General features: G+C 46.1%; 20 protein-coding genes. 8 read left to right on the top strand and 12 right to left on the bottom strand.

Features of this window, described 5'->3' with window-relative positions; translation table 11 throughout:
• Positions 1–31: 31 nt before the first annotated feature.
• Positions 32–1,726: an energy-dependent translational throttle protein EttA gene (gene ettA, locus ACT6NV_RS14510; protein ID WP_445385154.1), complete on the top strand. Its 1,695-nt coding sequence runs from the start codon at positions 32–34 to the stop codon at positions 1,724–1,726.
• A gap of 53 nt (positions 1,727–1,779) precedes the next feature.
• On the opposite strand, the gene ACT6NV_RS14505 is transcribed toward ettA, so the two are convergent.
• On the bottom strand, positions 1,780–2,610 hold the full coding sequence (locus ACT6NV_RS14505) for an MBL fold metallo-hydrolase (RefSeq protein ID WP_445385153.1): 831 nt from the start codon (positions 2,608–2,610) through the stop codon (positions 1,780–1,782).
• A gap of 165 nt (positions 2,611–2,775) precedes the next feature.
• Between ACT6NV_RS14505 and ACT6NV_RS14500 the strand changes: the two genes are divergently transcribed.
• Positions 2,776–3,663, top strand: a complete 888-nt coding sequence (locus ACT6NV_RS14500) for a hypothetical protein (protein ID WP_445385152.1) — start codon at positions 2,776–2,778, stop codon at positions 3,661–3,663.
• A 72-nt stretch (positions 3,664–3,735) separates the two neighbouring features.
• Here the strand turns inward: ACT6NV_RS14500 and fumC are convergent, their stop codons facing one another.
• On the bottom strand, positions 3,736–5,130 hold the full coding sequence (fumC, locus tag ACT6NV_RS14495; protein WP_445385151.1) for a class II fumarate hydratase: 1,395 nt from the start codon (positions 5,128–5,130) through the stop codon (positions 3,736–3,738).
• A gap of 129 nt (positions 5,131–5,259) precedes the next feature.
• Between fumC and ACT6NV_RS14490 the strand changes: the two genes are divergently transcribed.
• Positions 5,260–5,433 carry a hypothetical protein gene (locus ACT6NV_RS14490; RefSeq protein ID WP_445382313.1) on the top strand — a complete coding sequence of 58 codons (174 nt, stop codon included), beginning with the start codon at positions 5,260–5,262 and terminating at the stop codon, positions 5,431–5,433.
• A gap of 63 nt (positions 5,434–5,496) precedes the next feature.
• Here the strand turns inward: ACT6NV_RS14490 and ACT6NV_RS14485 are convergent, their stop codons facing one another.
• From ACT6NV_RS14485 to ACT6NV_RS14455, 7 genes are all read right to left on the bottom strand, one after another.
• Positions 5,497–7,983, bottom strand: a complete 2,487-nt coding sequence (locus ACT6NV_RS14485) for a TonB-dependent receptor domain-containing protein (RefSeq protein ID WP_445385150.1) — start codon at positions 7,981–7,983, stop codon at positions 5,497–5,499.
• Between the two features lie 9 nt (positions 7,984–7,992).
• Positions 7,993–8,445, bottom strand: coding sequence for a hypothetical protein (locus ACT6NV_RS14480; RefSeq protein WP_445385149.1), 453 nt, complete (start codon positions 8,443–8,445; stop codon positions 7,993–7,995).
• 95 nt (positions 8,446–8,540) lie between these two features.
• The gene (arsC, locus tag ACT6NV_RS14475; RefSeq protein WP_445385148.1) at positions 8,541–8,885 is read right to left on the bottom strand and encodes an arsenate reductase (glutaredoxin); all 345 of its coding nucleotides are present in this window, start codon (positions 8,883–8,885) and stop codon (positions 8,541–8,543) included.
• 17 nt (positions 8,886–8,902) lie between these two features.
• Positions 8,903–9,992, bottom strand: a protein-coding gene (gene prfB / locus ACT6NV_RS14470; protein WP_445385147.1) for a peptide chain release factor 2 whose coding sequence is annotated in 2 segments (ribosomal slippage) — positions 8,903–9,934 and positions 9,936–9,992 — 1,089 coding nt in all. Because the reading frame shifts where the segments join, the coding sequence is not laid out codon by codon here.
• 52 nt (positions 9,993–10,044) lie between these two features.
• A complete protein-coding gene (locus tag ACT6NV_RS14465; protein ID WP_445385146.1) occupies positions 10,045–10,893 on the bottom strand; it encodes a transglutaminase-like domain-containing protein in 849 nt (282 codons plus the stop codon).
• Between the two features lie 33 nt (positions 10,894–10,926).
• On the bottom strand, positions 10,927–11,871 hold the full coding sequence (locus tag ACT6NV_RS14460; protein WP_445385145.1) for an alpha-E domain-containing protein: 945 nt from the start codon (positions 11,869–11,871) through the stop codon (positions 10,927–10,929).
• Between the two features lie 7 nt (positions 11,872–11,878).
• Positions 11,879–13,342 (bottom strand): circularly permuted type 2 ATP-grasp protein, encoded by a 1,464-nt coding sequence (locus ACT6NV_RS14455; RefSeq protein WP_445385144.1) that lies wholly within the window; start codon positions 13,340–13,342, stop codon positions 11,879–11,881.
• 173 nt (positions 13,343–13,515) lie between these two features.
• Between ACT6NV_RS14455 and ACT6NV_RS14450 the strand changes: the two genes are divergently transcribed.
• On the top strand, positions 13,516–15,915 hold the full coding sequence (locus ACT6NV_RS14450) for a zinc-dependent metalloprotease (protein WP_445385143.1): 2,400 nt from the start codon (positions 13,516–13,518) through the stop codon (positions 15,913–15,915).
• Between the two features lie 8 nt (positions 15,916–15,923).
• On the top strand, positions 15,924–16,952 hold the full coding sequence (locus ACT6NV_RS14445; protein ID WP_445385142.1) for a threonine aldolase family protein: 1,029 nt from the start codon (positions 15,924–15,926) through the stop codon (positions 16,950–16,952).
• 4 nt (positions 16,953–16,956) lie between these two features.
• Here ACT6NV_RS14445 and ACT6NV_RS14440 read toward each other — a convergent pair whose 3' ends face one another.
• The gene (locus ACT6NV_RS14440; RefSeq protein ID WP_445385141.1) at positions 16,957–17,262 is read right to left on the bottom strand and encodes a YegP family protein; all 306 of its coding nucleotides are present in this window, start codon (positions 17,260–17,262) and stop codon (positions 16,957–16,959) included.
• 36 nt (positions 17,263–17,298) lie between these two features.
• Positions 17,299–17,625 carry a YbaB/EbfC family nucleoid-associated protein gene (locus ACT6NV_RS14435; protein ID WP_445385140.1) on the bottom strand — a complete coding sequence of 109 codons (327 nt, stop codon included), beginning with the start codon at positions 17,623–17,625 and terminating at the stop codon, positions 17,299–17,301.
• A 136-nt stretch (positions 17,626–17,761) separates the two neighbouring features.
• Here ACT6NV_RS14435 and ACT6NV_RS14430 point away from each other — a divergent pair, with 136 nt between their 5' ends.
• From ACT6NV_RS14430 to ACT6NV_RS14420, 3 genes are all read left to right on the top strand, one after another.
• The gene (locus ACT6NV_RS14430) at positions 17,762–19,819 is read left to right on the top strand and encodes a S9 family peptidase (RefSeq protein WP_445385139.1); all 2,058 of its coding nucleotides are present in this window, start codon (positions 17,762–17,764) and stop codon (positions 19,817–19,819) included.
• 74 nt (positions 19,820–19,893) lie between these two features.
• Positions 19,894–20,934 (top strand): PLP-dependent cysteine synthase family protein, encoded by a 1,041-nt coding sequence (locus ACT6NV_RS14425; protein ID WP_445385138.1) that lies wholly within the window; start codon positions 19,894–19,896, stop codon positions 20,932–20,934.
• 177 nt (positions 20,935–21,111) lie between these two features.
• Complete coding sequence (locus tag ACT6NV_RS14420) at positions 21,112–22,371, top strand: aminotransferase class I/II-fold pyridoxal phosphate-dependent enzyme (RefSeq protein ID WP_445385137.1); 1,260 nt, start codon at positions 21,112–21,114, stop codon at positions 22,369–22,371.
• Positions 22,372–22,401: 30 nt separating this feature from the next.
• Here the strand turns inward: ACT6NV_RS14420 and ACT6NV_RS14415 are convergent, their stop codons facing one another.
• A complete protein-coding gene (locus ACT6NV_RS14415; protein WP_445385136.1) occupies positions 22,402–23,520 on the bottom strand; it encodes a GNAT family N-acetyltransferase in 1,119 nt (372 codons plus the stop codon).
• Positions 23,521–23,557: the final 37 nt, after the last annotated feature.

The following is a 23,557-nucleotide window of genomic DNA, read 5'->3' as shown; positions in this document are numbered from 1 at the left end:
CTTCCATTTTTCATCTTAAATAATAAAATGTATGTCAGACGATAAGAAGGTAATCTTCTCAATGTCCGGGGTTACCAAAACCTACAAAAATGCCAACACCCCGGTACTTAAGAATATCTATTTGAGCTTTTTTTACGGGGCCAAAATAGGCATACTGGGGCTGAATGGCAGCGGAAAATCAACACTTTTACGGATTATTGCCGGCAAGGACAGCAACTATCAGGGAGATGTGGTCTTTTCACCGGGCTACAAGGTGGGTTACCTGGAGCAGGAACCTGAGCTGGATGATAATAAAACTGTTCTTGAAGTTGTAAAGGAAGGTGTGGCTGAGACTGTGGCGGTACTGGACGAGTACAACAAGATAAACGACATGTTCGGATTGCCTGAGGTATATGAAGATGCTGATAAAATGCAGCAGCTTATGGACAAACAGGCGGCACTGCAGGACCAGATTGACGCGAGTAATGCCTGGGAGCTGGATTCCAAACTTGAAATTGCCATGGATGCGCTGAGGACGCCTGAACCGGATAAAAAAATACAGTTGCTCTCCGGAGGGGAACGCCGCAGGGTGGCCTTGTGCCGCTTACTTTTGCAGGAGCCGGATATACTATTGCTGGATGAACCTACCAACCATCTCGATGCCGAATCTGTACACTGGCTGGAGCACCACCTGGCACAATACAAGGGGACGGTCATTGCAGTGACGCACGACCGTTATTTTCTTGACAATGTCGCAGGATGGATCCTGGAACTGGACCGTGGGGAAGGGATACCCTGGAAGGGGAATTACTCCAGTTGGCTGGAACAAAAATCCAAGAGACTGGCACAGGAACAAAAACAGGCCAGTAAGCGGCAAAAGACCCTTGAACGTGAGCTGGAATGGGTGCGCCAGAGCCCTAAGGGCAGGCAGGCCAAACAAAAGGCCCGATTAAACAATTACGACAAGCTGTTGAGCCAGGACCAGAAACAGCTGGATGAGAAACTCGAGATTTATATCCCCAACGGGCCCCGCCTGGGAACCAATGTGATTGAAGCCAGCGGGGTCAGCAAAGCTTATGGGGATAAACTCCTTTACGAAGACCTGAATTTCAAGCTGCCCCAGGCAGGAATTGTGGGTATTATTGGCCCGAACGGGGCTGGGAAAACGACAATTTTCCGCATGATCATGGGAGAAGAAACCCCGGATAAAGGAAATTTCACTGTTGGAGATACCGTTAAACTGGCTTACGTGGACCAGAGTCATTCCAATATAGATCCCGAAAAAACAATTTGGGAGAATTTCAGTGGCGGACAGGAACTGGTAATGATGGGGGGGCGACAGGTCAATTCCCGGGCCTACCTGAGTCGATTTAATTTTTCAGGGAGTGAGCAGAATAAAAAAGTCAGTATGCTTTCCGGAGGCGAACGGAACAGGCTGCACCTGGCCATAACCCTTAAAGAAGAGGGCAATGTACTCTTGTTAGATGAACCCACCAACGACCTTGACGTAAACACGCTCAGGGCTTTGGAAGAAGGATTGGACAACTTTGCCGGATGCGCGGTTATCATTTCGCACGACCGCTGGTTCCTGGATCGGGTCTGTACACACATCCTGGCCTTTGAAGGGGATTCACAAGTGTATTATTTCGAAGGTTCTTTTTCCGATTATGAGGAAAATAAAAAGAAACGACTTGGCGCGGATATCATGCCCAAAAGGATCAAGTACAAAAAGCTTATTCGCGATTGACAGAAAAAACCCGGATTCGTCCGGGTTTTTTGATTTTTATCTGGGTCGAAGACTTAATACTCCTCAGACGGATACCAGTCTAACTGCACAACTTCAATATCCGGGTTTCCCTGGCTAACCAGTTCCCTGAATTTTGAAACATCACTAACCTCCGGTCTTCCCCTGTAGTGGTAGGGATAAACCTGGCTGGGCTTAAATTCCAGGACTGCGTCTGCCGCACTTTCTACCGTCATGGTATACGGCAGGTTCATACAAACAAAGGCCTTGTCAATATTCTCAAGAGCCCGCATTTCCGGTATATCCTCCGTGTCTCCCGAGAAGTATATACGCTCAGCATTTTTCTCCAGCACATAGCCATTCCCACGGCCCTTTACATGAAAATCTTTGGCTTCTTCCCGCAGGTTGTACATAGGGACGGCTGTAACTGATATACCGTAGCGCTCCTTCTGGCCCCCATTGTTCAGGATGTCAATCTGTGTAGTAAAAGAATCCGGCATCTGATCTGCCACCGCCTGTGGCATTATAATCTTGGCTTTTTGGGTCTGCAGCCCCTTCAAAGTTTCCAGATCGAAGTGGTCTCCGTGTATATCTGTTATCAGGATCAGGTCGGGTTCGGGATACTCACTAAAGGCTTCGGCTCCACCAACCGGGTCTACATATATGGTAGTGTCATCCCAACTCAAAACAGCTGTGGCATGAGATATGGGATGAATCTGCAGCCCGGCAGCTGCATCCATTTCTGTTTCGCTTGCGGTAGTTTCTGTATCCGCAGCCTGCAGCTCATCTTTTTTGGAAGAATCTTTACAGGAGACGATAATCAGTGCATTCAGGATCAGTAAATAGGTAAGGCTCCTGGTAGGTTTGAATAAATCTTTTAGAGTCATCTTTTTTTTTTGGTTTAGAAACCCTTAAAGATAAGACTATTGCGGGCCGGAGTAAAGCATGAGAAAAAAAATTACAGCTTCCGAAATCCAGATGAGCTATTAAAGCGTATATAGACTGAAACAAAAAATACTTTTAACTTTTAAAAAGTAATCAATTCAAAAATTATGGCAGAACAAAAAAACAATAATGGATTAAAGGTAATAGCAGGATTATTAGGAGTGATCCTTCTAGGTACCATCATTTACACTGTAAGCCTGTATCAGGATAAGAAAAAGACTGAAACAGCTCTTACCGAAGAAAAAGAACTGGTAGTTGATGACCTGAACAGCCTGAAGTCCGAATACGACAAAGCTATTCTGGAAAGCAATGCCACCAACGAGGAATTGGTAGCCGCCCGCGATAATATCGCGAAGTACATCGATTCAGTAAAATCAATGAAGGCAGATATTGCCACGCTTTCAAGGTATCGTCGTCAGGTTTCCATCCTTAAGAAGGAAAGGGAAGCATTACTGAAGCAAGTAGACTCTCTGAAAGAATCTAATTCCCTGATCGCCATGCAACGCGACAGTACCTTTGCTGAACTGGAAAAGCAAACCGTATTTAACGATTCCCTGGTAGTACAGAATACGCAACTGGCTGACGCCGTTGAGCGCGGATCTGCCCTTAACCTGACTAAATTCACTGTGGATGCAGTACGGGAAAGAAGCAGCGGAAAACTGGTATCTACATCAAGAGCCGGACGTACTGACAAGCTGAAAGTTTGTTTTACCGTTGCCGACAATGTAATCGCAGAAGCCGGAGATCGTGAATTCTATATCGAAGTTCTCGATCCTCAGGGTAACGTGATGGGCGGAGGAGCTACCAAATCTATGGAAGAAGGAGCTACCGTAAGCTATACCAAAGGGACTAATTTCTACTATGAAAATGCAACTCTGGACGTATGTGACTATATCAGCAACTACTCCGGAGAGTTCCAGAAAGGAAACTACATGGTCAATGTATATGACGATGGCCTTAAACTGTTAGGTACTTCTAAATTCGAATTGAAGTAAGTAAACACAAACCATTAACAAAAAGGGATCCGATTCGGATCCCTTTTTTTATTTACAGGCCTGTGATTTCATTTATAATTCGCCAACCATATCTTCCGGCTTAACCCATGCATCGTATTCTTCTTCGGTCACATATCCCAGGCGAACCGCTTCCTCCTTCAGAGTAGTACCATTCTCGTGGGCCGTATTGGCTATTTCTGCAGCCTTGTAATACCCGATTTTTGTGTTGAGGGCAGTTACCAGCATCAGAGAATTGTTCAATAATTTCTCGATAGTTTTATGGTTGGGTTCAATTCCGGAGGCACAGTTCACATCAAAGCTTCTGCAGGCATCCCCCAGCAGACGTGCAGATTGCAGGACGTTGGCGGCCATTACAGGCTTGAATACGTTTAGCTCATAATGACCCTGGGTTCCTCCTACCGAAATAGCCACGTCATTACCTATAACCTGAGCGCAAACCATCGTAAGGGCCTCACACTGGGTTGGGTTAACCTTACCTGGCATGATGGAACTTCCCGGTTCATTAGCCGGAATAATGATTTCCCCTATACCCGACCTGGGGCCGGATGCCAGCATTCTGATATCGTTGGCAATCTTATTCAGTGAAACTGCCAGTTGCTTTAAAGCTCCGTGCGTTTCAACCAGGGCATCATGCGCAGCCAGGGCTTCAAATTTATTTGCTGCTGAAACAAAAGGGAGTCCTGTAAATTCTGCTATAAATCCGGCGACCGTTTTGGCGTAGCCCTTTGGCGTGTTCAGGCCAGTACCCACAGCAGTTCCTCCAAGTGCCAGCTCGCTGAGGTGCGGCAGCGTATTTTCCAGGGCTTTTAAGCCGTGGTCCAATTGGGAAACATAGCCCGAAAACTCCTGGCCCAGGGTCAGGGGAGTGGCATCCATCAGATGCGTCCTGCCTATTTTGACAACCTCCATATAGGTTTTGGACTTCTGCGCAAGTGTATTGCGCAACTGGCGAATACCCGGGATGGTTTCCTCCACTACCTTTTTATAGATCGCAATGTGCATTCCGGTTGGGAAGGTATCGTTTGAAGACTGAGATTTATTTACATCATCGTTGGGTTGCAGGGTTTTTTCACCTTCCCCTATTTTTTTTCCGGCAATTTCATGAGCACGGTTGGCTATCACCTCATTGACATTCATATTGCTTTGCGTACCCGACCCGGTTTGCCAGATAACCAGTGGAAACTGCTGATCGTGTTTGCCTTCCAGAATTTCATCACAGACTTTTGCAATGAGATCCCTTTTAGCTTCGGAAAGGACCCCTAATTTACAGTTGGCGTATGCGGCTGCTTTTTTCAGATACGCAAATCCGTAAATGATTTCCAGGGGCATGGAGGCAGGCTCGCCTATTTTAAAATTATTGCGGGAGCGCTCCGTCTGGGCTCCCCAGTATTTGTCTGCAGGGACTTTTACCGCCCCCATGGTATCTTTTTCTACTCGAAATTGCATGATTGGAATTTTTTACAAAGGTACGGAATCAACCAAAAATTCAGCCTGGGCCAAAGCAAGGATATTTTTAAAATTGATTTGCAGTTTTGAACCAATTCCTCCTATCTTTGTAGCTCAAAGTGCAAAAAGATGTTTGAGTTCGATCAATACCTTGGCTTTCTGGCCTTTCTTACCATCCTGACCATCGGTTTCTGGCTGATGATGTTCCTTTTGTTATTTGTGGTTCCCTACTGGTTGGGGGGTAACCTGATGGAACTCTGGAAAGAGCGCAGAGAGGCCAAACGTGCCCGGCGCGAATCATAATACCAATAAAAAAGGCGGGAGTATATCCCGCCTTTTTTATTGTCGTATAAATTATAACTTCTGTTACCTTCCGCTTCCGAAGCCTTCTTCGTCATAGTCGTCATCACGGCCATTACGCCCGTTTCTCTTTTTTGACTGGTTGAACCGGTATATAAAGGAAAGCCTGATAGAGCGAACCCTCCACTGGAACTCGCTGTCTGAGGTAAAAAAGTCTGTTTCTGTAAAGGAGCGGCGTACCCGCGAATTAAAAAGATCCTGTACATTGAGTAAAATAGTACCATTGTCATTCATAATATCCTTGCTGAAGGCCAGGTTCAGCGAAAATATGCCTTCTGATTTTGTCTGTGCATTCTGCGTAGGGCCTCTGTAAAACATATTGGTTTGCCAGTCAATTTTGGCAGGCAAGGTGACCTTAGAACTGAGCCGGGCGAACCAGCTGTTGTTTTCAGCGCCGTAGTCTACATTGTTAAAGGTTCCTTCCGATACAAAGCGGAAAAAATTAAAGCTGCTGTTGATCCGCAGCCAGCGGGTGGGATTAAAAAGGACCCCTGCTTCCGCACCAACCCTTTGGTTGGTGGAAAGGTTTATCGGGATGGATCTCACAATTTCGATACCATCGGTGGTAGTTTGTCCGGTCTGCTCCTGAACCCTTTCAAAGGAACCGGTCTCCCGTTGATAATATACTGAGGAAGTAAGGGTCAGTTTTTTCCAGCGCTTCAGATAGCCCAGGTCAAAAGCATTTGCAAAGGCAGGGTCCAGATCAGGATTTCCCTGAAAAATATTTGTCCGGCTGCTTCGCGATGGAAAGGGATTGATAAACCAACCCCTGGGCCTGTTGATCCTTCGGTTGTATCCCAGGGAAATATTTTCTGAATCAGAAAGTTCATAAATTAAATTGACGGTTGGAAAGAGCCCCAGATAGCGCTTATCGAAATTGAGGTCTACATCCTGTCCCAGGGTTTCTTCCAGGTCCGCCAGGTCAAATTCGGAATCCACCGCACCTTTGAGCTGTGTGTATTCCAGGCGCAATCCGGTTAGGAATGAAAATTTCCCGAGTTTACTCCCGTATTGGGTGTATGCTGCGTGTACGTTTTCGTTATAGGTGAACAGGTTGGTGAGCGTTTCATTAATAACCAGGTTTCCAGAGGCCTGATCCAATGAATCCAGCCGGTAGTCCGTTATCTCTTCTTCCAGGTTAGAACGAAAACCGGCCTCAAACTGGGAGTCTTCCATGGGTAACACATAATCGGCCTGTATCAGCCATTCGTTCCGATCTTCTGCCTCCAGGACATTCTCCAGGGCCAGAAGTTGCTCATTCGGAAAGGTATTCCGCTCTTCAATTACAGCTTCAACATCTTCCCGGTCAATTGAATATTGCGCGTCTACAGTTAATATATGTCCTTCATCGTTAAACTTATTGCGGTAATTAAGGGAGACCTGATAGCTGTTATCGTCTTCGGTTTCATCCTCCTGACGGAAGGTTCGGCTTTGCAGGCTACCATCGTTTAAGCGGATTGTTGCATTTTCAGTTACATCGTTATCCTCTGAAAAACGCCAGAAGAAACTTCCGGTAAGGCTGGAATTTTCACTGAAAAAATACTCCATCCCCAGGTTGGTATTAAAGCTCTGATCTTTTCGGTTGATGTCGCGGTCTTCCGTAATCCGGTCAAAGGAACCAGAAGTATAGGTATTGTCAAAAAATCCGTTTCCCGGAGAGTTTCGGTAGCGAACTCCGGTAGTATTGAAGATATTTACTCTGTTGGTTCGCATGTTGATGTTGGTGGTAATCCCGCTGGTTGCCGGATACCCCAGAAAGGAATTGACCGAACCGTTAAAGCCCAGGGTCTTTTCCCGTTTTAAAATGATATTCAGGATTCCGGCTGTTCCTTCGGCGTCATACCGCGCAGAGGGACTCGTAATTACTTCGACCTTTTCAATGGCATCAGCCGGCAACTGCTGCAGGGCGTCCGTAGATCCGAAACCAGCCAGGGCAGAAGGTCTTCCATTAATCAGGATACGAACATTCCCATTCCCTCTGAGACTTATATTGCCTTCTACATCCACATCCACTGAAGGAACGTTGTTCAAAGCATCGGAAACGGTTCCCCCACTGGTGGTGATGTCTTTTCCCAGGTTATAGATTTTCTTATCCAGACGCACTTCAACGGTGGTGCGCTCTCCAACGACTTCCACGGCCTCCAGTTCCGCAACATTAACTGCCATACGGATGGTGCCCAAATCTTTGGATTGGTTAAGTTGTTGATTGTCGAGACTGTAAGATTTATAGGAAATGTACTCTACCCGGATATTGTAGTTTCCGGCAGGCGCTTCAACAGAGAATTTTCCATCGAGATCTGTAATGCCTCCGGTTACCCTTGAAGGATCTTCAGCAGACTGCAGCACAAGGGTGGCATATTCCAGAGGCCTTCCCGTGTCCTGATCCAAAACCGTTCCGGTTAGGGTTATTTTATCATTCTGCCGTCGTTGCGATCGTTGCGCCTGAAGGTTAAGACAGAATACTGCCAGGAGCAGCACAAGGGAATTTCTCATAAAGGTGTTTTAGGTTTTCTTTTTCTTTTTCTTCTTTTTCTTGTTCTTTTTGCTATTGTAACCGTTTTCCTGAAGATCTACGAAAGCCTCGTATTTCTCCTTAGGTAATCCCTCTTCCAGTTCTTTATTCTGATTGATACTGATCTTTTCAAGGGATTCCCGCATTTTATCTGCGGGCAGTTCTAAAATTTGAAGTTCGATGCGTTGTTTTAAATACTTGGTCAGTATAGATGAAACCACTGCCTGCTCGAAGTCATTCAATTCAAGGGCTTCGGAGAGTTTTGGCATTTCCTCTGCCACCATTTCTTCCGCTGTCTTTGGTTCTGGTTTTTTAGGTTCCGGCTCCGGACCCCTTGGAATGGCTGAACGTTGCCTACCCAAATATCCGTTGCGTCCATATTGGCTGTGTGCCAGTTGGCTGGTGAGCAGAAGGAGCAAAAAAATGAAAACTATTTTTTTCATGGCTTCGGTGTTTAGATTCATTTGGGCACCTAAGGTTTAAGCCCGAATGGTTAAAAGTATGTTAAACAATTAATAAAATGTATTAAACAAAAAATTCAGGTGAATAAATCCCTGATTTTATCGACTGGTCTGGCAACTACAGCCTTTTGGTCTTTCACTACAATTGGACGTTCGATCAGTTTCGGGTTTTCAGTCATGATACCGATCAATTCTTCCTCGCTGATCTCCTTTCCTTTAAATTTCTCTTTCCAGATAGCCTCGTTTTTTCTCAGGAGGTCCCATGGAGATATGCGTAATTTTTTTAAAAGGGACCTGAGTTGCTCCTGGCTTAGCGGGTTTTTTAAATATTCAATTATTTCTATATCCGTGCCTATTTCCTTGAGGTATTCCAGGCCTTCCCTGGACTTACGGCATCTGGGGTTGTGATAGATCTGTACCATATTTAAGGATTGTAAAATTAACTTTCTTGCTGCCCCATCATCATCAGATAGGCTTTCAGGAAACGATCGATGTCCCCGTCCATAACGGCATCTACGTTCCCCGTTTCCTCTCCGCTGCGCACGTCTTTTACCAGCTTGTATGGGTGCATAACGTAATTGCGGATCTGGGAGCCCCATTCAATTTTCATCTTGGAAGATTCTATTGCATCCCTTGCTTCCTGCTTTTTTCGCAATTCGATTTCATACAATTGGGATTTCAGCATTTTAAGAGCTGTAGCCCGGTTATCGTGCTGCGATCTGGAATCTGAGCAGGAAATCTGGATTCCGCTGGGTTTGTGATACAATTGTACTTTGGTTTCAACTTTATTGACATTTTGTCCTCCCGCCCCGCTGGATCGGGCAGTTGTTATTTCAATATCTGAGGGATTTATATCGATTTCTATGGACTCGTCAACCAGAGGGTAGACATAAACAGAGGCAAAGGAAGTGTGTCTTTTGGCGTTGCTGTCGAAAGGAGAAATTCTGACAAGACGGTGCACCCCATTTTCCCCTTTTAACCAGCCAAAGGCATAGTCTCCTTCAATTTCAAGGGTTACCGTTTTGATCCCGGCTACATCCCCTTCCTGATAATTGAGCTCTTTTACTTTGTATCCATTTTTTTCAGCCCACATCATATACATGCGCATGAGCATGGAGGCCCAGTCGCAACTTTCTGTACCCCCTGCGCCGGCTGTTATTTGCAAAACGGCGGTCAGATCGTCCCCCTCTTCGGAGAGCATATTGCGGAACTCCAGCTGTTCAATGGCCTGTTCAGCTTTCTCCAGCTGTTCTGCCAGTTCTTCGTCGCTAAGCTCCCCCTGTTCGTGAAATTCAGTAAGTACTTCCAGGTCTCCGACAAGGCGTTTGGCCTGTTCAAAATCCCTTACCCAGTTCTTTTTCCCTTTAAGGGTTTTCATCACCTTCTGGGCTTCCATCGGGTCATCCCAAAAGCCTGGCTCCAGGGTTTTTTCCTCCTCGTTCTGGATTTCGATGCGTTTGGCATCTATGTCAAAGATACCTCCTTAACGCACCAAGGCGTTCCAAAAGCGTTTTCAGCTTGTCGTTCATATCAGAATTTTAATGGGGCAAAAATAAGATGTTTTTATGAAAGCAAATGTTATTATTGCTGGGATTCCACAATTACCCTATGTCGGCTTTCATTCCCTCCGGGACCAATAACAACTCCTTTGATAGCTGCGCAGTCTGCGTAGTCTTTCCCATGGGCCACTTTGATATGGTCTGTGCTTGCCAGTAGGTTGTTTGTGGGGTCAAACCCGAGCCATCCGATAGACGGAATAAACGCCTCTGTCCAGGCATGCATCTGGGAATCTCCAAAATAGCCCAGCCCCTGATGCAGGTATCCTGAAACATACCGGGCCGGTATCCCATGTTTGCGGGCAACCGCGATGAATAAATGGGCAAAATCCTGGCAAACCCCCTGGTTAATGCCAAGAACTTCATCCAGGCGGCTCTCCACATGGGTAACCCCTCCCTTATATTCCAATAGCTTGTATACCCATTCGTTGAGGGCCTTTAAATTCTCAAAAGCGGTTGAATGCTCCTCGAAACGGAAAATCTCTTTGGACTCTGGTAATGTGGTAAGCCTGGTAAGTCTTAAATAACGCTGATGTGCAACTTTAAAATCCAGCTTGCTGAATTGATCCTCCAGGAAGGGAACCAGTGCTCCTGAATCGAAATCAAAGGGGTTTGTATGTGCTTTTTCGAGGGTAAAAACGCCCTTGAAGCTTATTTTTTGAAAGGACTGTCTGGCGCGCAGACGAATGGTCTGGAATCCCAGAGAATTTACCGAATAATCCCAGGGAAGGCCAAGGCTGTTGTTGAATTCTGCATGCAGCAGCTGTTGCCCTTCTGAAGCCTCGGGGATAATAAGGAATTGCCAGTAAGCCTCAATGAGCGGATGTTCATATTCATTCTCGGACTCATACTGAACCTTGTAAAGATGTGTCATATGTTGCTATAGAAAAGACTATTCGTACGGTACTTAATAATTGAAAAATTCTTTTTCCATATGATTCCCAATATTGGAGAGTTCAGATAAAATATGGTCGATAAATGCCTGTATATCCCTTTCGATATCCTCTACAATTTTATATTGGTATTCCGCCCGTACCTTGCCAACCAGGAAAGCCGTGGAATCCTTCGGATGCCTGTGAATGGTATCCAGCACGCAAATATGTTTGTATACCTGATTGAGGCTATTCATTACGGATCTGGGACAATCCGGATTCAATATCAGAAATTCCAGGGTGCTTATGCTGGTTGGAGCTTTTTTGTAGAGCCTTCGAAACATATCGTAAGATTCCGCGCATTTTAAAAGCGTTGTCCATTCGTAACTGTTGCTGAAGCGATCGCCATAGCTGCCTTGTGATTTTTTGGCGTCATTGTACTTCGCGTTGATGATACGGGTAATTTGAAAGGCCCTTTCAATATTAACCCCCATCATGATAATGGCATAAATGGAGTCATGTAAAAGGGTCGCCCGGATCTTACCCCTGAGAATAGCAGTCATTTCGGTAACCTGCATCGTAAAATCAAAAAGCCCGGTTTTGACGAATTTATTTTCGGGATAATTGGAAACAAAGTGGTAGAACTTATTGATTGACTCGTATAATTCCGTGGAAATCAAGTCCCTTGCACTGTTGGCATTTTCCCTTGCATAGGTTATTGTATTGTAGATGGAGATTGGGTTGTCTTTACTAAAGCCAATTTTGTGCAAGACTTTGTTTTCCTGCAGGTTGGTTTTCCCGGCATCCGGGTCTCCCATCATTTGCAGCATGGAACTCAATACGAACTGCCGGGACTGGGAAAGTTCATTTGGGGCATCCAGAGATGAAAAATAGTTGACATTTATAAAGCGGGCCATATGCTCGGCTCGCTCCAGGTAACGCCCCATCCAGAAAAGATTATCCGCAACTCTTGCTAACATGAATTGATTATTTTTTAAGTACCCAGGTATCTTTTGATCCGCCTCCCTGAGAAGAATTAACAATTAAATTACCCCGGCGCAGGGCAACCCTGGTAAGGCCTCCCTTTAAAACAAAATCCTTTTCCTGCCCCAGCACCGTAAAAGTACGCAGGTCTATATGCCGTTGTTCGAAGGATTTTGTCTCTTCTATATAAGTAGGGTGCACCGAAAGGGACATAATGGGCTGTGCTACATATTTACGAGGAGCTGCCTTAATTTCGGCCCGTACTTTCTCCACCTCCTCAGCACTTAGTCGATTCCCGATTGAAATGCCATAACCCCCTGCCTCATCGACGGGTTTGATCACCAGTTCCCGGATGTTATCCAGAACGAATTCAAGGTCTTCGGGCCGGTTGCAATGGTAGGTGTGTACATTTTTCAGGATCGGTTCCTCCCCGAGATAATACCGGATGATGTCCGGCACATAGGTATAAACGGCTTTATCGTCCGCCACTCCGGTACCCGGTGCATTGGCGAGGGTAACATTTCCCTTCTGGTAGGCTGCAAACAAACCAGGTACCCCCAGAGTGGAATCCTTCAGGAATTCCAGAGGGTCGAGGAATTTATCGTCTATACGCCTGTAAATAATATCTACCTTTTCGGGCCCCCGTATGGTTTTCATATAGACAAAGTCATTCTCCACGAACAAATCCCGGCCCTCCACCAATTCGACTCCCATGGTTTTGGCAAGATAGGAATGTTCATAAAAGGCAGAATTGTACATCCCTGGGGTTAACACAACTGTGTTAGGGCTATCCACCCCCTGCGGTTTTACAGATTCCAGCAGGTCCAGAAGGTTTTCTGCATAATTGGTTACAGTGTGTGCCTGGTAGTGGTTAAAAACACCGAACAGTGCCCTTTTCAGGGCTGTGCGGTTACTCAGTACGTAGCTCACCCCCGAAGGGCAGCGGATATTGTCTTCCAACACATAGAATTCCCCATCGCTGTGCCGGATCAGGTCGGTCCCGGAAATATGGTTGTAAATGCCCCCAGGAGGATCTATTCCCTGCATCTGATCCAGATAATTTTCGGAGGAGTTTATGAGCTCTAGAGGAATAACCCCGTCTTTCAGGATTTTTTTATCGTGGTACAGGTCCCAAAGAAAGGCATTTAAAGCCCTGCAACGCTGCTTTGCGCCGCTTTCTATATGCGCCCATTCTACCGCCCCGATGATCCTTGGGAACAGGTCAAAGGGAAAGATTTTCTCGTTGGCTTTTTGGTCTCCGTATACCCTGAAGGTAATTCCCTGGTTAAAAAAAGCAGACTTTGCTTTGCTGTTTAACTGAATATACTCTTCAAGAGACTGTTTTCCGTAGAGATTAAAAAGCTTTTTGTAGACTTTAGTAACTTCTCCCTCACGATCGAAAATCTCATCAAATAAGACCGGGTTTCTCTCGTAAGAATCGAAAATGGTGTTTTTCGCTTTGCTCATATTCAATCTTTCAAATAAGATACTGTTTTTTAAGAATTATAAAAGTAAATACCACTTTAATAATCTGGAAATCCGAATCTGCAGGCTTTCTAACGATTTTAGTGTGGCCAATATATAGATATGAGCTTTTATAAAAGGGCATTTTCTTATACATTTAAGCCAAAATCATTTCCATGAAAAACATATACCTGTTATTCGCCTGTCTTTTTATCTTTTCGACGGCCTCGGCACAGTTTTCTGAGCAGCGAAAATCTTTCCAGAAATATGAGGGTTATTTCGATTTCTATTACGATGACACCAAAGACAAAATCTATCTGGTGGTAGATAAGCTGGATACGGACTTTCTGTATGTTTACGGCCTGAGCAGTGGTATTGGCAGCAACGATATTGGCCTGGACCGTGGTCAGTTAGGGAATGAGCAATTAGTTCGATTCAAAAAGGCGGGCAATAAAATTTTAATGATGCAGCCCAATATGAAGTTTCGCGCCCTCACAGATAATTCCCTGGAACGAAAATCCGTGGAGCAGGCATTTGCCAGCTCAGTGCTATTTGGCTTTCCCATTGTTGAAACCATAGGCGCCACCTATATTATTGATTTTACGGATTTTTTGATGCAGGACGCCCACGGGGTTTCTGACCGGCTCAAGCGCAGCAAACAGGGATCCTATTCCCTGGACAGTTCCAAAAGTGCAATGAACCTGGAACGAACCAAAGCGTTCCCCAAAAATTGTGAGTTTGACGTAATGCTTACTTTTAAAGGAAATCCGGAAGGAGGCTATATCCGTTCGGTTAGCCCAAACCCGAAATTGGTGACTGTTGCCCAGCACCATTCCCTGATCGAGCTTCCGGATGATGGGTTTAAAAAAAGGGCTTATGACCCCAGGAGTGGGGCGAATATGTTTTCGTACTACGACTACGCTACCCCTGTGGAAGACCCTATTGTTAAACGATTTGTAACCCGGCACCGGCTTGAAAAAAAGGATCCGTCCGCAGCCGTAAGTGAAGCCGTGGAGCCTATAATCTATTATCTGGACAATGGTACTCCTGAACCGGTTCGTTCCGCGCTCCTGCAGGGAGGTCAATGGTGGAACCAGGCCTTTGAGGCAATCGGGTTCAAAGATGCCTTTCAGGTTAAAATCCTCCCGGATGATGCAGACCCGATGGATGTGCGTTACAATGTTATTCAATGGGTTCACCGTTCTACCCGCGGTTGGAGTTACGGGAACAGTGTCCAGGACCCGCGAACAGGTGAAATCATTAAGGGGCACGTGAGTCTGGGCAGTCTCAGGATACGTCAGGACTTTATGATTGCACAGGCCCTTGCCAACAAACCTTTTGAGACTTCTGATGAGAATAATGCTCAAATGCTGGAGCTTGCCCTTGCGCGCATACGGCAACTCTCTGCCCATGAAATTGGCCATACTCTTGGCTTTGCACATAATTTTGCGGCCAGCACCAATAACCGGGCTTCCGTTATGGATTACCCCCATCCTTATTTCAGGCTGCAAAATGGAAACATTGATTTTTCAGAGGCATATGACACCGGTATTGGAGAGTGGGATAAGGTAAGTGTTGCTTATGCCTATTCGGATTTTCCGGAGGGTACGGATGAGGGAGAGGCCCTGGATGAAATTCTGAAAGAAGCTGCTGAGCAGGGGCTTCGCTATATTTCGGACCAGGATGCACGCCCTACCGGTGGTGCACATGCTTTTGGACACCTGTGGGACAACGGTCCTGACGCTGCAGAAGAATTGGAACGTGTTTTGGGAATCAGAAATACGGCCATTGAAAATTTCTCTATAGCCAATATTCGGACTGGAGAGCCCTATTCTGTGCTTGAAGACGTTTTTGTACCGCTCTATTTCTTCCACCGTTACCAGACCGAGGCCGCTACCAAGATGATTGGAGGGATGGACTATTCTTATGCCGTGAGGAGCGATGGCAGCATTCCCTGGAAGACGCTGCCCCGCGAGGAGCAGGAAAAAGCACTGGAGGCAGTTTTAAAGACGCTTCAGGCCGCTAACCTGGCCATTCCTCAGCGAATCCTGGGGCTTTTCCCTCCCCGGGCCAAAGGCTATCCGGCTGGAAGGGAATCCTTTAAGGGCCGGGCCGGACTGAGTTTTGATGCGCTCGCAAGCGCTGAAACAGCAGCAGATATGACCCTTGGCCTTTTGTTGCACCCAGAAAGAGCAAGTCGATTAATCCAGCAACAAGGCCTTAATCCCGGACAGTTATCTCTAAAGGAGGTTTTGGGAAGATTACTGGAACAAACAGTGGATTCGAGTCCGAAATCTGACTTTTTGCGACAGGTGCAGGAGGTTGTCAATTTCAGGGTTTTATTCCATATAATGGTGCTGGCGCATTCGGATGTGGTGCATCCCCAGGTCAATGCGGTGGCCGCAGCCGCCTTAAGATCGCTCAAAGCCGACCTGCTTAAATCAGGGAGCAGTGAAACGGCCAGGGAGATGGTACGGCGCATTGACAATTTCTTTGAACACCCTGAGCTATTCAAAGTCCCGCAAGTTCCTGAAATACCGGATGGTTCTCCAATTGGGATGGCCTGTTTTCAATAAATAGAGGCATGGAAGTTAATCTGATCAGCGATACTGTGACCCGCCCCGGGGCAGGCATGTTGGAGGCAATGATGAATGCCAGGGTAGGGGATGATGTCTTCAAGGAAGACCCAACCGTGAATGAGTTGGAAAACAAGGTTGCCGATTTCTTCGGAATGGAAGCCGCCCTTTTTTTTCCAAGCGGAACAATGACCAACCAAACAGGGATCAAACTGCATACCCAACCCGGGGAACAACTGATATGCGACAAATTTGCCCATGTTTACAATTATGAAGGCGGCGGCGTAAGCTTCAACAGCGGGGTTTCCTGTAAGTTAGTGGATGGGGACAGGGGAATGATGACCGCAGAACAGGTAAAGGCTGCCATCAACCCGCCTGACTTTTACCACAGCCCCCTGACTTCCCTTGTCTGTGTGGAGAATACCACCAATAAAGGGGGAGGCGCCTGCTGGGACTTTGGAGAACTAAAGCGAATCCGAACCCTTTGCGATACACATGGGCTGGCTCTGCACCTGGATGGGGCGCGATTGTGGAATGCTCTGGTGGCCAGAGCCGAAACTCCTCTGCAATACGGACAACTTTTTGACACTATCAGTGTATGCCTAAGCAAAGGGCTGGGATGCCCGGTGGGTTCGCTGCTGTTGGGTACAAGGGAGCATATGGAAAAAGCCCTGAGAATTCGCAAGGTTCTGGGGGGAGGGATGCGGCAGGCAGGTTATCTGGCTGCTGCCGGTTTGTATGCTCTGGAACACAATATTGACCGTCTGGAGGAAGATCATCGGAAAGCCAGGGAACTGGGTGAGATCTGGGCCTCTAAAGACTTCGTGAGCTACGTGGCGCCGGTGGAGACCAATATTGTGATATTTGAATTGGAATCAAAAGTGATTGATGACACGCAAATGACCGAAAGGCTGGGAAAGAAAGGCATCCGCCTGATTGGCATGGGGCAGGGTAAGCTCCGCATGGTTACCCACCTGGACTATACGGACCAGATGCATGACTATACCTGTTCCGTCATCCGGGAACTTTCAGTTTAGCAGCTTATGATGAAATGATGCGGCTTCGGGTATTTTTGATCCCGTTTTCCATTCCAGCTTCAGATCGATAGAGTTGGCTATTGCCAATTATTATACCCTGTTCATCCTTTAGTGAAAACTGAAATCGGCCCATATGATCCGTTTTTCTCTCGAAACAGACCGAATTTTTAACAAGGGGTTTAAGGGCCTGCATCTTTTGTAGGGCATCCTTTTCGGATTTAAAGGGCACACTTTCCAAGAGGGTATGCCCCCGGCTGCTCTTCACCAGAAACTTATATCCTTGGTCGGTATCTTTAACTACTTCCAGCAATTGAATCCGGGTTTAGAGGAGGGTTAATAAATGTCTTTATTTCAGAAAGTTATCCAGGCCGGGGATATTTGGCATCCCTTCCTTGGCAACCGCAGCCAGTTCTTTTTCGTGAATCTCGCCGGCTTTTCGAATAGCATTGTTGAGGGTTATAACCAGATAATCCGACAACTGTTCCGGGTCCTGCAGGAGTGACTGGTCTATTTGCACCTCTTTTATTTCCCGGTTGGCCGTGATAACAACCTCGATAAGACCCTCAGCCCCCGTTTCTTTTAGGCTTACTCCATTGAGGCGCTCTTTGGTTTGCTGTACTTTCTGTTGGGTCTCTTTTAATTTCCCCATCATTCCCATCAAATCTCCAAACATGTTATTTCTCTTTTTGGTCTTTCAAAATTACTAAATTGAACCATACCGCTTTCATAAAAAAACATATCAGTAAGGGGGCATCATTCTTTCCCTAAGTATTATTTTTGCGTTTTCCTTTACTAATCCGCATCCATTTATGTCTCAACCCAATCCACCTGTTGCTGCAATAAGGCCAAAAAAGCTCGAAAAACACGGCCATATTCGCATAGACAATTACTACTGGCTAAGAGAAAGGGAAAGCGAGGAGGTACTGGATTATCTGAAGGCGGAGAATACTTATTATCAGGCCATGACGGCCCAAACAAAAGAGCTGAAGGAAACCTTGTTTCAGGAAATGAAAGGACGGATCAAGGAAGATGACAGCTCCGTCCCGTACCAATATAACGGTTACTGGTACGTCACCCGCTATGAAACCGGAAAGGAATACCCTTTCTACACCCGTAAAAGAGGGAATCTGACAGCGGAGGAAGAAATGCTCTTTGACTGTAACCAGCTATCAGCCGGGCACGACTATTTTAACCTGAAGGGGATCTCCATTAGCCCGGATAACCAATACGCCGCCTTCGGGGTAGATACGGTTTCCAGAAGGCAGTATACCATTCGTATAAAAAACCTGAATACAGGCGAGCTTTTTCCGGATGTGTTGGAAAATACCACGGGCGGTGCTGTTTGGGCATCGGATAACAAGAGTCTTTTCTATACCCGCAAAGATCCGCAAACCCTCAGATCTGATAAAATTTATAAACATATTTTGGGTACGGCTCCCGAAGAAGACCTTCTGGTTTACGAAGAGAAAGATACCACCTTCAGCACCTATGTTTACAAAACCAAATCCAGGGAATATATTGTAATTGGTTCTTTTAGCACCCTTACTACAGAATACAGGATTATAAGGGCGGATCAGCCAGAGGCCGAATTCAGGATCTTTTCTGAAAGACAAAGGGGAGTAGAATACTCCATTTATCACTTTAGGGATCACTTTTATATCCTTACCAATAAGGACGGAGCCTTTAATTTTAAGCTAATGCGGACCTCTGCGCAGCATACCGCTTCTGAATATTGGTCAGATTTCATCCCGCACCGGGAAGATGTACTGCTGGAAGACATAGAGATATTTAAGGAATACTATGTTGTTTCGCAGCGGGATAATGGCCTGAGCCGGATACAGATCAATCGCTGGGATGGTGAGGAATCCTATTTTCTTCCTTTCCAGAGTGAGACCTACGTGGCATACCCCTACGTAAATCTTGATTTTGAGACGGATAGCCTGCGCTACGTTTACAATGCCATGACTACCCCTTACAGCATTGTTGATTTTAATATGCGGACCAGGGAAAAAACCATTTTAAAACAGCAGGAAGTGCTGGGTGGAACTTTTAAGGAAGAAAATTACCGTTCTATGCGCCTTTGGGCCCCTGCCCGGGACGGGGAGCGGGTACCCATTTCCGTAGTGTATCATAAAGATACCCCCCTGGATGGGAGCAGCCCGCTGTTACAGTACGCTTACGGATCCTATGGGAGTACAACCGACCCGTATTTTTCAACTACCCGTCTGAGCCTTTTGGACCGCGGGTTTATATATGCCATTGCCCACGTCAGGGGAGGGGAATACCTGGGGAGACCCTGGTATGAAACGGGCAAATTGCTTCATAAAAAAAACACCTTTACTGATTTTATTGATTGTTCCAGACATCTGGTTGAGGCCGGTTATGTACACCCCGAACACCTTTACGCATACGGGGGCTCGGCCGGGGGGCTGCTGATGGGAGCGGTTATCAATATGGCTCCAGGCCTCTATAATGGGGTGGTGGCCGCTGTTCCCTTTGTAGATGTGGTAACAACCATGCTGGATGAAAGCATCCCGCTAACCACCGGGGAATACGATGAGTGGGGGAACCCAAATGATCCGGAATACTATCATTATATGCTCTCTTATTCGCCTTACGATAATGTCCGGCCTCAGGATTATCCGAATATGTTGGTTATTACAGGGCTGCATGACTCTCAGGTGCAGTATTGGGAACCTGCCAAATGGGTAGCACGGCTCAGGGCGCTCAAAACCGATACAAACCGACTCCTGCTCTATACCAATATGGATACCGGCCACGGGGGCGCATCCGGAAGGTTTGAAGCCCTTCGGGAGACCGCCATGGAATACGCCTTTCTGATTGATCAGGAACTGAAAAACAGCTAATAAAAAAAAATATAGTAATTTTGCCTCCGTAAAGTAATTCCTACTGCAGGAATACTTTTACCTAACCTTATTGTATGGAACAAAAGATTAAGGCCTACAACAACATCCTTGAACTTATCGGCAACACTCCTTTGGTAAGCCTGAACAAGCTAACGGCAACCTTTCCAGGGGAATACTACGCCAAACTGGAAGCCTTTAACCCGGGCCATTCCGCCAAGGATCGCATTGCTCATTATATCATAGAAGAGGCAGAAAAAAGTGGCTTGCTAAAGCCCGGTAGCACTATTATAGAAACTACGTCCGGGAATACCGGGTTCAGTCTTGCAATGGTGAGTATAATCAAAGGGTACGAATGTATCCTTGCTGTTAGTTCAAAATCTTCCAAAGATAAAATTGACATGCTTCGCTCCATGGGGGCCAAGGTATATGTATGCCCGGCCCACGTGAGTGCAGATGACCCCAGATCCTACTATCAGGTAGCCAAACGCCTGCATGAGGAAACCAAGGGTTCTGTTTATATCAATCAATATTTTAATGCCTTCAATTTACAGGCACACTACAGGAGCACCGGCCCTGAGATCTGGGAACAGACAGCCGGACAAATTACGCATCTTGTGGCCTGTAGCGGAACCGGGGGGACCATTTCCGGAACGGCTCGTTTTTTAAAAGAGCAAAACCCTGATATCAAAGTAATTGGGGTGGATGCCTATGGGTCAGTACTTAAGAAATATCACGAGACCGGTGAATTGGATACCGCTGAAATCTATCCCTACCGCATTGAAGGGCTTGGGAAGAACCTGATCCCCGAGGCTACTGACTTCGAAATTATTGATGAATTCATCAAGGTTACAGACGAGGAAAGCGCGCACACTGCAAGGGAGCTTTGTCGCACAGAAGGTATTTTTGCGGGTTATACCAGTGGGGCCGTTATGCAGGCGATCAAACAATTGCAGGCCTCGGGTACCTTTGACGAAAATAGCAGGGTAGTGGTAATATTCCCGGACCATGGGTCGCGATATATGAGCAAAGTCTACAGCGATCAGTGGATGGAAGCCCAGGGCTTTTTCGACAGCAAACATGTTGAAGAGCCGAAGCAGATCGAATTTATCAAATAATACAAGATTTCTCTTTCCTAATGAGTTCCAGGCCCCGGATAGCAAGAGCATCCGGGAGCATGTGAAATTTTTATGATTCCTCTGCAAAATTCTGTACTTTTGCCCTTCAATTAGCGCTGAAAGCCATCCATCCCGGATTTGGCTTTTTTTGCGAAAATTTAAACCAAGCTAAGCTACATGAGAGATATATTCGATCGGATAATTGAAAATAAAGGCCCACTGGGTAAATGGGCATCACAGGCTGAAGGCTACTTTGTTTTCCCCAAACTGGAAGGCCCAATATCGAACCGGATGAAATTTCAGGGAAAAGAGGTAATCACCTGGAGCATAAATGATTATCTCGGACTGGCCAACCTGCCGGAAATAAAAAAGGTTGACGGGGATGCTGCCCGTGAACATGGGGCAGCCTATCCAATGGGTGCCCGTATGATGAGTGGTCATACGGATTATCACGAGCAGCTGGAACAGGAACTGGCAGCTTTTGTCAGCAAGGAGTCTGCTTATTTGCTGAATTTTGGATATCAGGGAATTATGTCGGCTATAGACGCCCTGGTATCAAAAGACGATATCATCGTATACGATGTGGATTCCCACGCCTGTATCATAGACGGGGTTCGTCTTCACGTAGGCAAACGCTTTACTTTCAAACATAATGACATTGAGTCCCTCGAAAAAAACCTGGAGCGGGCTACCAAAATGGCTGAACAGACCGGTGGCGGTATCCTGGTCATTTCCGAAGGCGTATTCGGAATGCGTGGGGAACAGGGAAAATTAAAGGAAATAGTCGCCCTTAAAAAGAAATATACATTTCGCCTGCTGGTAGACGACGCACATGGGTTCGGCACCCTGGGTAAGACAGGGGCAGGTGCCGGAGAAGAGCAGGGGGTTCAGGACGATATCGATGTTTACTTTGCCACCTTTGCAAAATCCATGGCCGGGATCGGGGCTTTTCTGGCTGCCGATAAGGAAATTATCGATTATCTCAAATACAACCTGCGTTCGCAGATGTTCGCCAAGTCGCTTCCAATGGTCTACGTAAAAGGTGCCTTAAAGCGGCTAGACATGCTGCGAACCATGCCGGAGCTGAAAGAAAAACTCTGGGAGAATGTAAACGCCTTACAGAACGGCCTGAAAGAAAGAGGTTTTGATATTGGAACAACCAGTAGTTGTGTTACCCCGGTTTACCTGAACGGGAGTATCCCCGAAGCCATGGCGCTCGTAAAGGACCTTAGAGAGAATTATGGAATATTCTGCTCAATTGTGGTTTATCCGGTTATTCCCAAGGGCTTGATCCTGCTGCGAATGATCCCTACAGCAACCCATACGGCTGAAGATATTAACGAAACCCTGGAGGCTTTTTCCGCTATTCGCGACCGCCTCGAGAACGGCACCTACAAACGCCTCTCGGCGGCTGTAGCTGCTGCCATGGGAGAATAAAAAAAGCCGGAGCTTAACTCCGGCTTTTTTTTACAGGCTTTTTCTAAAAGTGCATCTGCGTTTGTAAACCTTTGGGTCAAAATTTTTCCATAGCGCCTGAATAGCTTTATTATCGGCAAGCTCCGGAGTTCGATAGCACATCTGAACCCCCTTTTTTCGAAAGATCTCGTAATATTCATTAAAAATAATAGCCGTAACGCCTTTGTTCTGGTATTCGGGATGTATGCCTATCAGGTAAAAAATAGCATCCTTATTATATCTTTTGGCGCGGAGCAGATGAATGAATCCCAGCGGAAAAAGTTTTCCTTTGGCCTTCTGCAGCGCTTTGGAAAAGGAGGGCATCACAATTGCGAAGGCAATTAGGCGTTCTTCGCTATCCAATATAAACTTTATGTATTCCGGGTTGATAAAGGAAATGTACTTCTTTTTGAAATAAGCTTTCTGCGAATCTGAAATCCGTACAAAGGAGGACAAACGCGAATAGGTATCATTAAAGAGATCGAACATTTGGTCAACATAAGGCATCAGTTCAGAGGTTTTGCTGAAATTCACTGCCCGTAATCCGTAACGCTGCTTAATCAGCTCCTGTATTTTTTTAAAATACTTCGGGTCGGCATTGGCAACCGGGAATTTGCTTTCCAGGTACTGCTTTTCAACTTCAAAACCCATGGCCCGGAAATGTTCCTTGTAATATTCGTAATTGTACCAGGTAACCATAGAACCCAGTTGGTCAAAACCCTCAGTGAGCACCCCTACCTTATCCATATTGGAAAAACCCATAGGGCCTTCCATATATTCAAGTGTATGCTCCCTGCCCAGTGACGCTACCTTTTCCAGCAGGGCCCCGGAGACCTCAGGGTCATCTACAAAATCTAACCATCCAAAACGCATTTTTTTAAGCCCCTGCTCCCTTACTTCCTGCCAGTTGATAATGGCGGCTACTCTTCCCTGAATTTTTCCATTTTTATAAGCCAGAAAAAATCGGGCTTCCGCATGCTGGAATACCGGATTGAGCTGTGCATCAAAGCTCTCCATCTCATCCTTTATAATCGGAGGAACCCAGTAGGGAGAATCCTTGTATAAATCGAATGGGAAACAAACGAAACTTTTCAGTTCGCTTTTTGACCGGACTTCTTTGATTTCAACCATTACAGCATTTTGAACGACCCAATATTAGGAATAAATC

It is taken from the genome of Robiginitalea insularis, from assembly GCF_052497835.1.
Note: the sequence above shows the minus strand (reverse complement) of the source record. Positions and strands in the feature narration are given on the sequence as shown.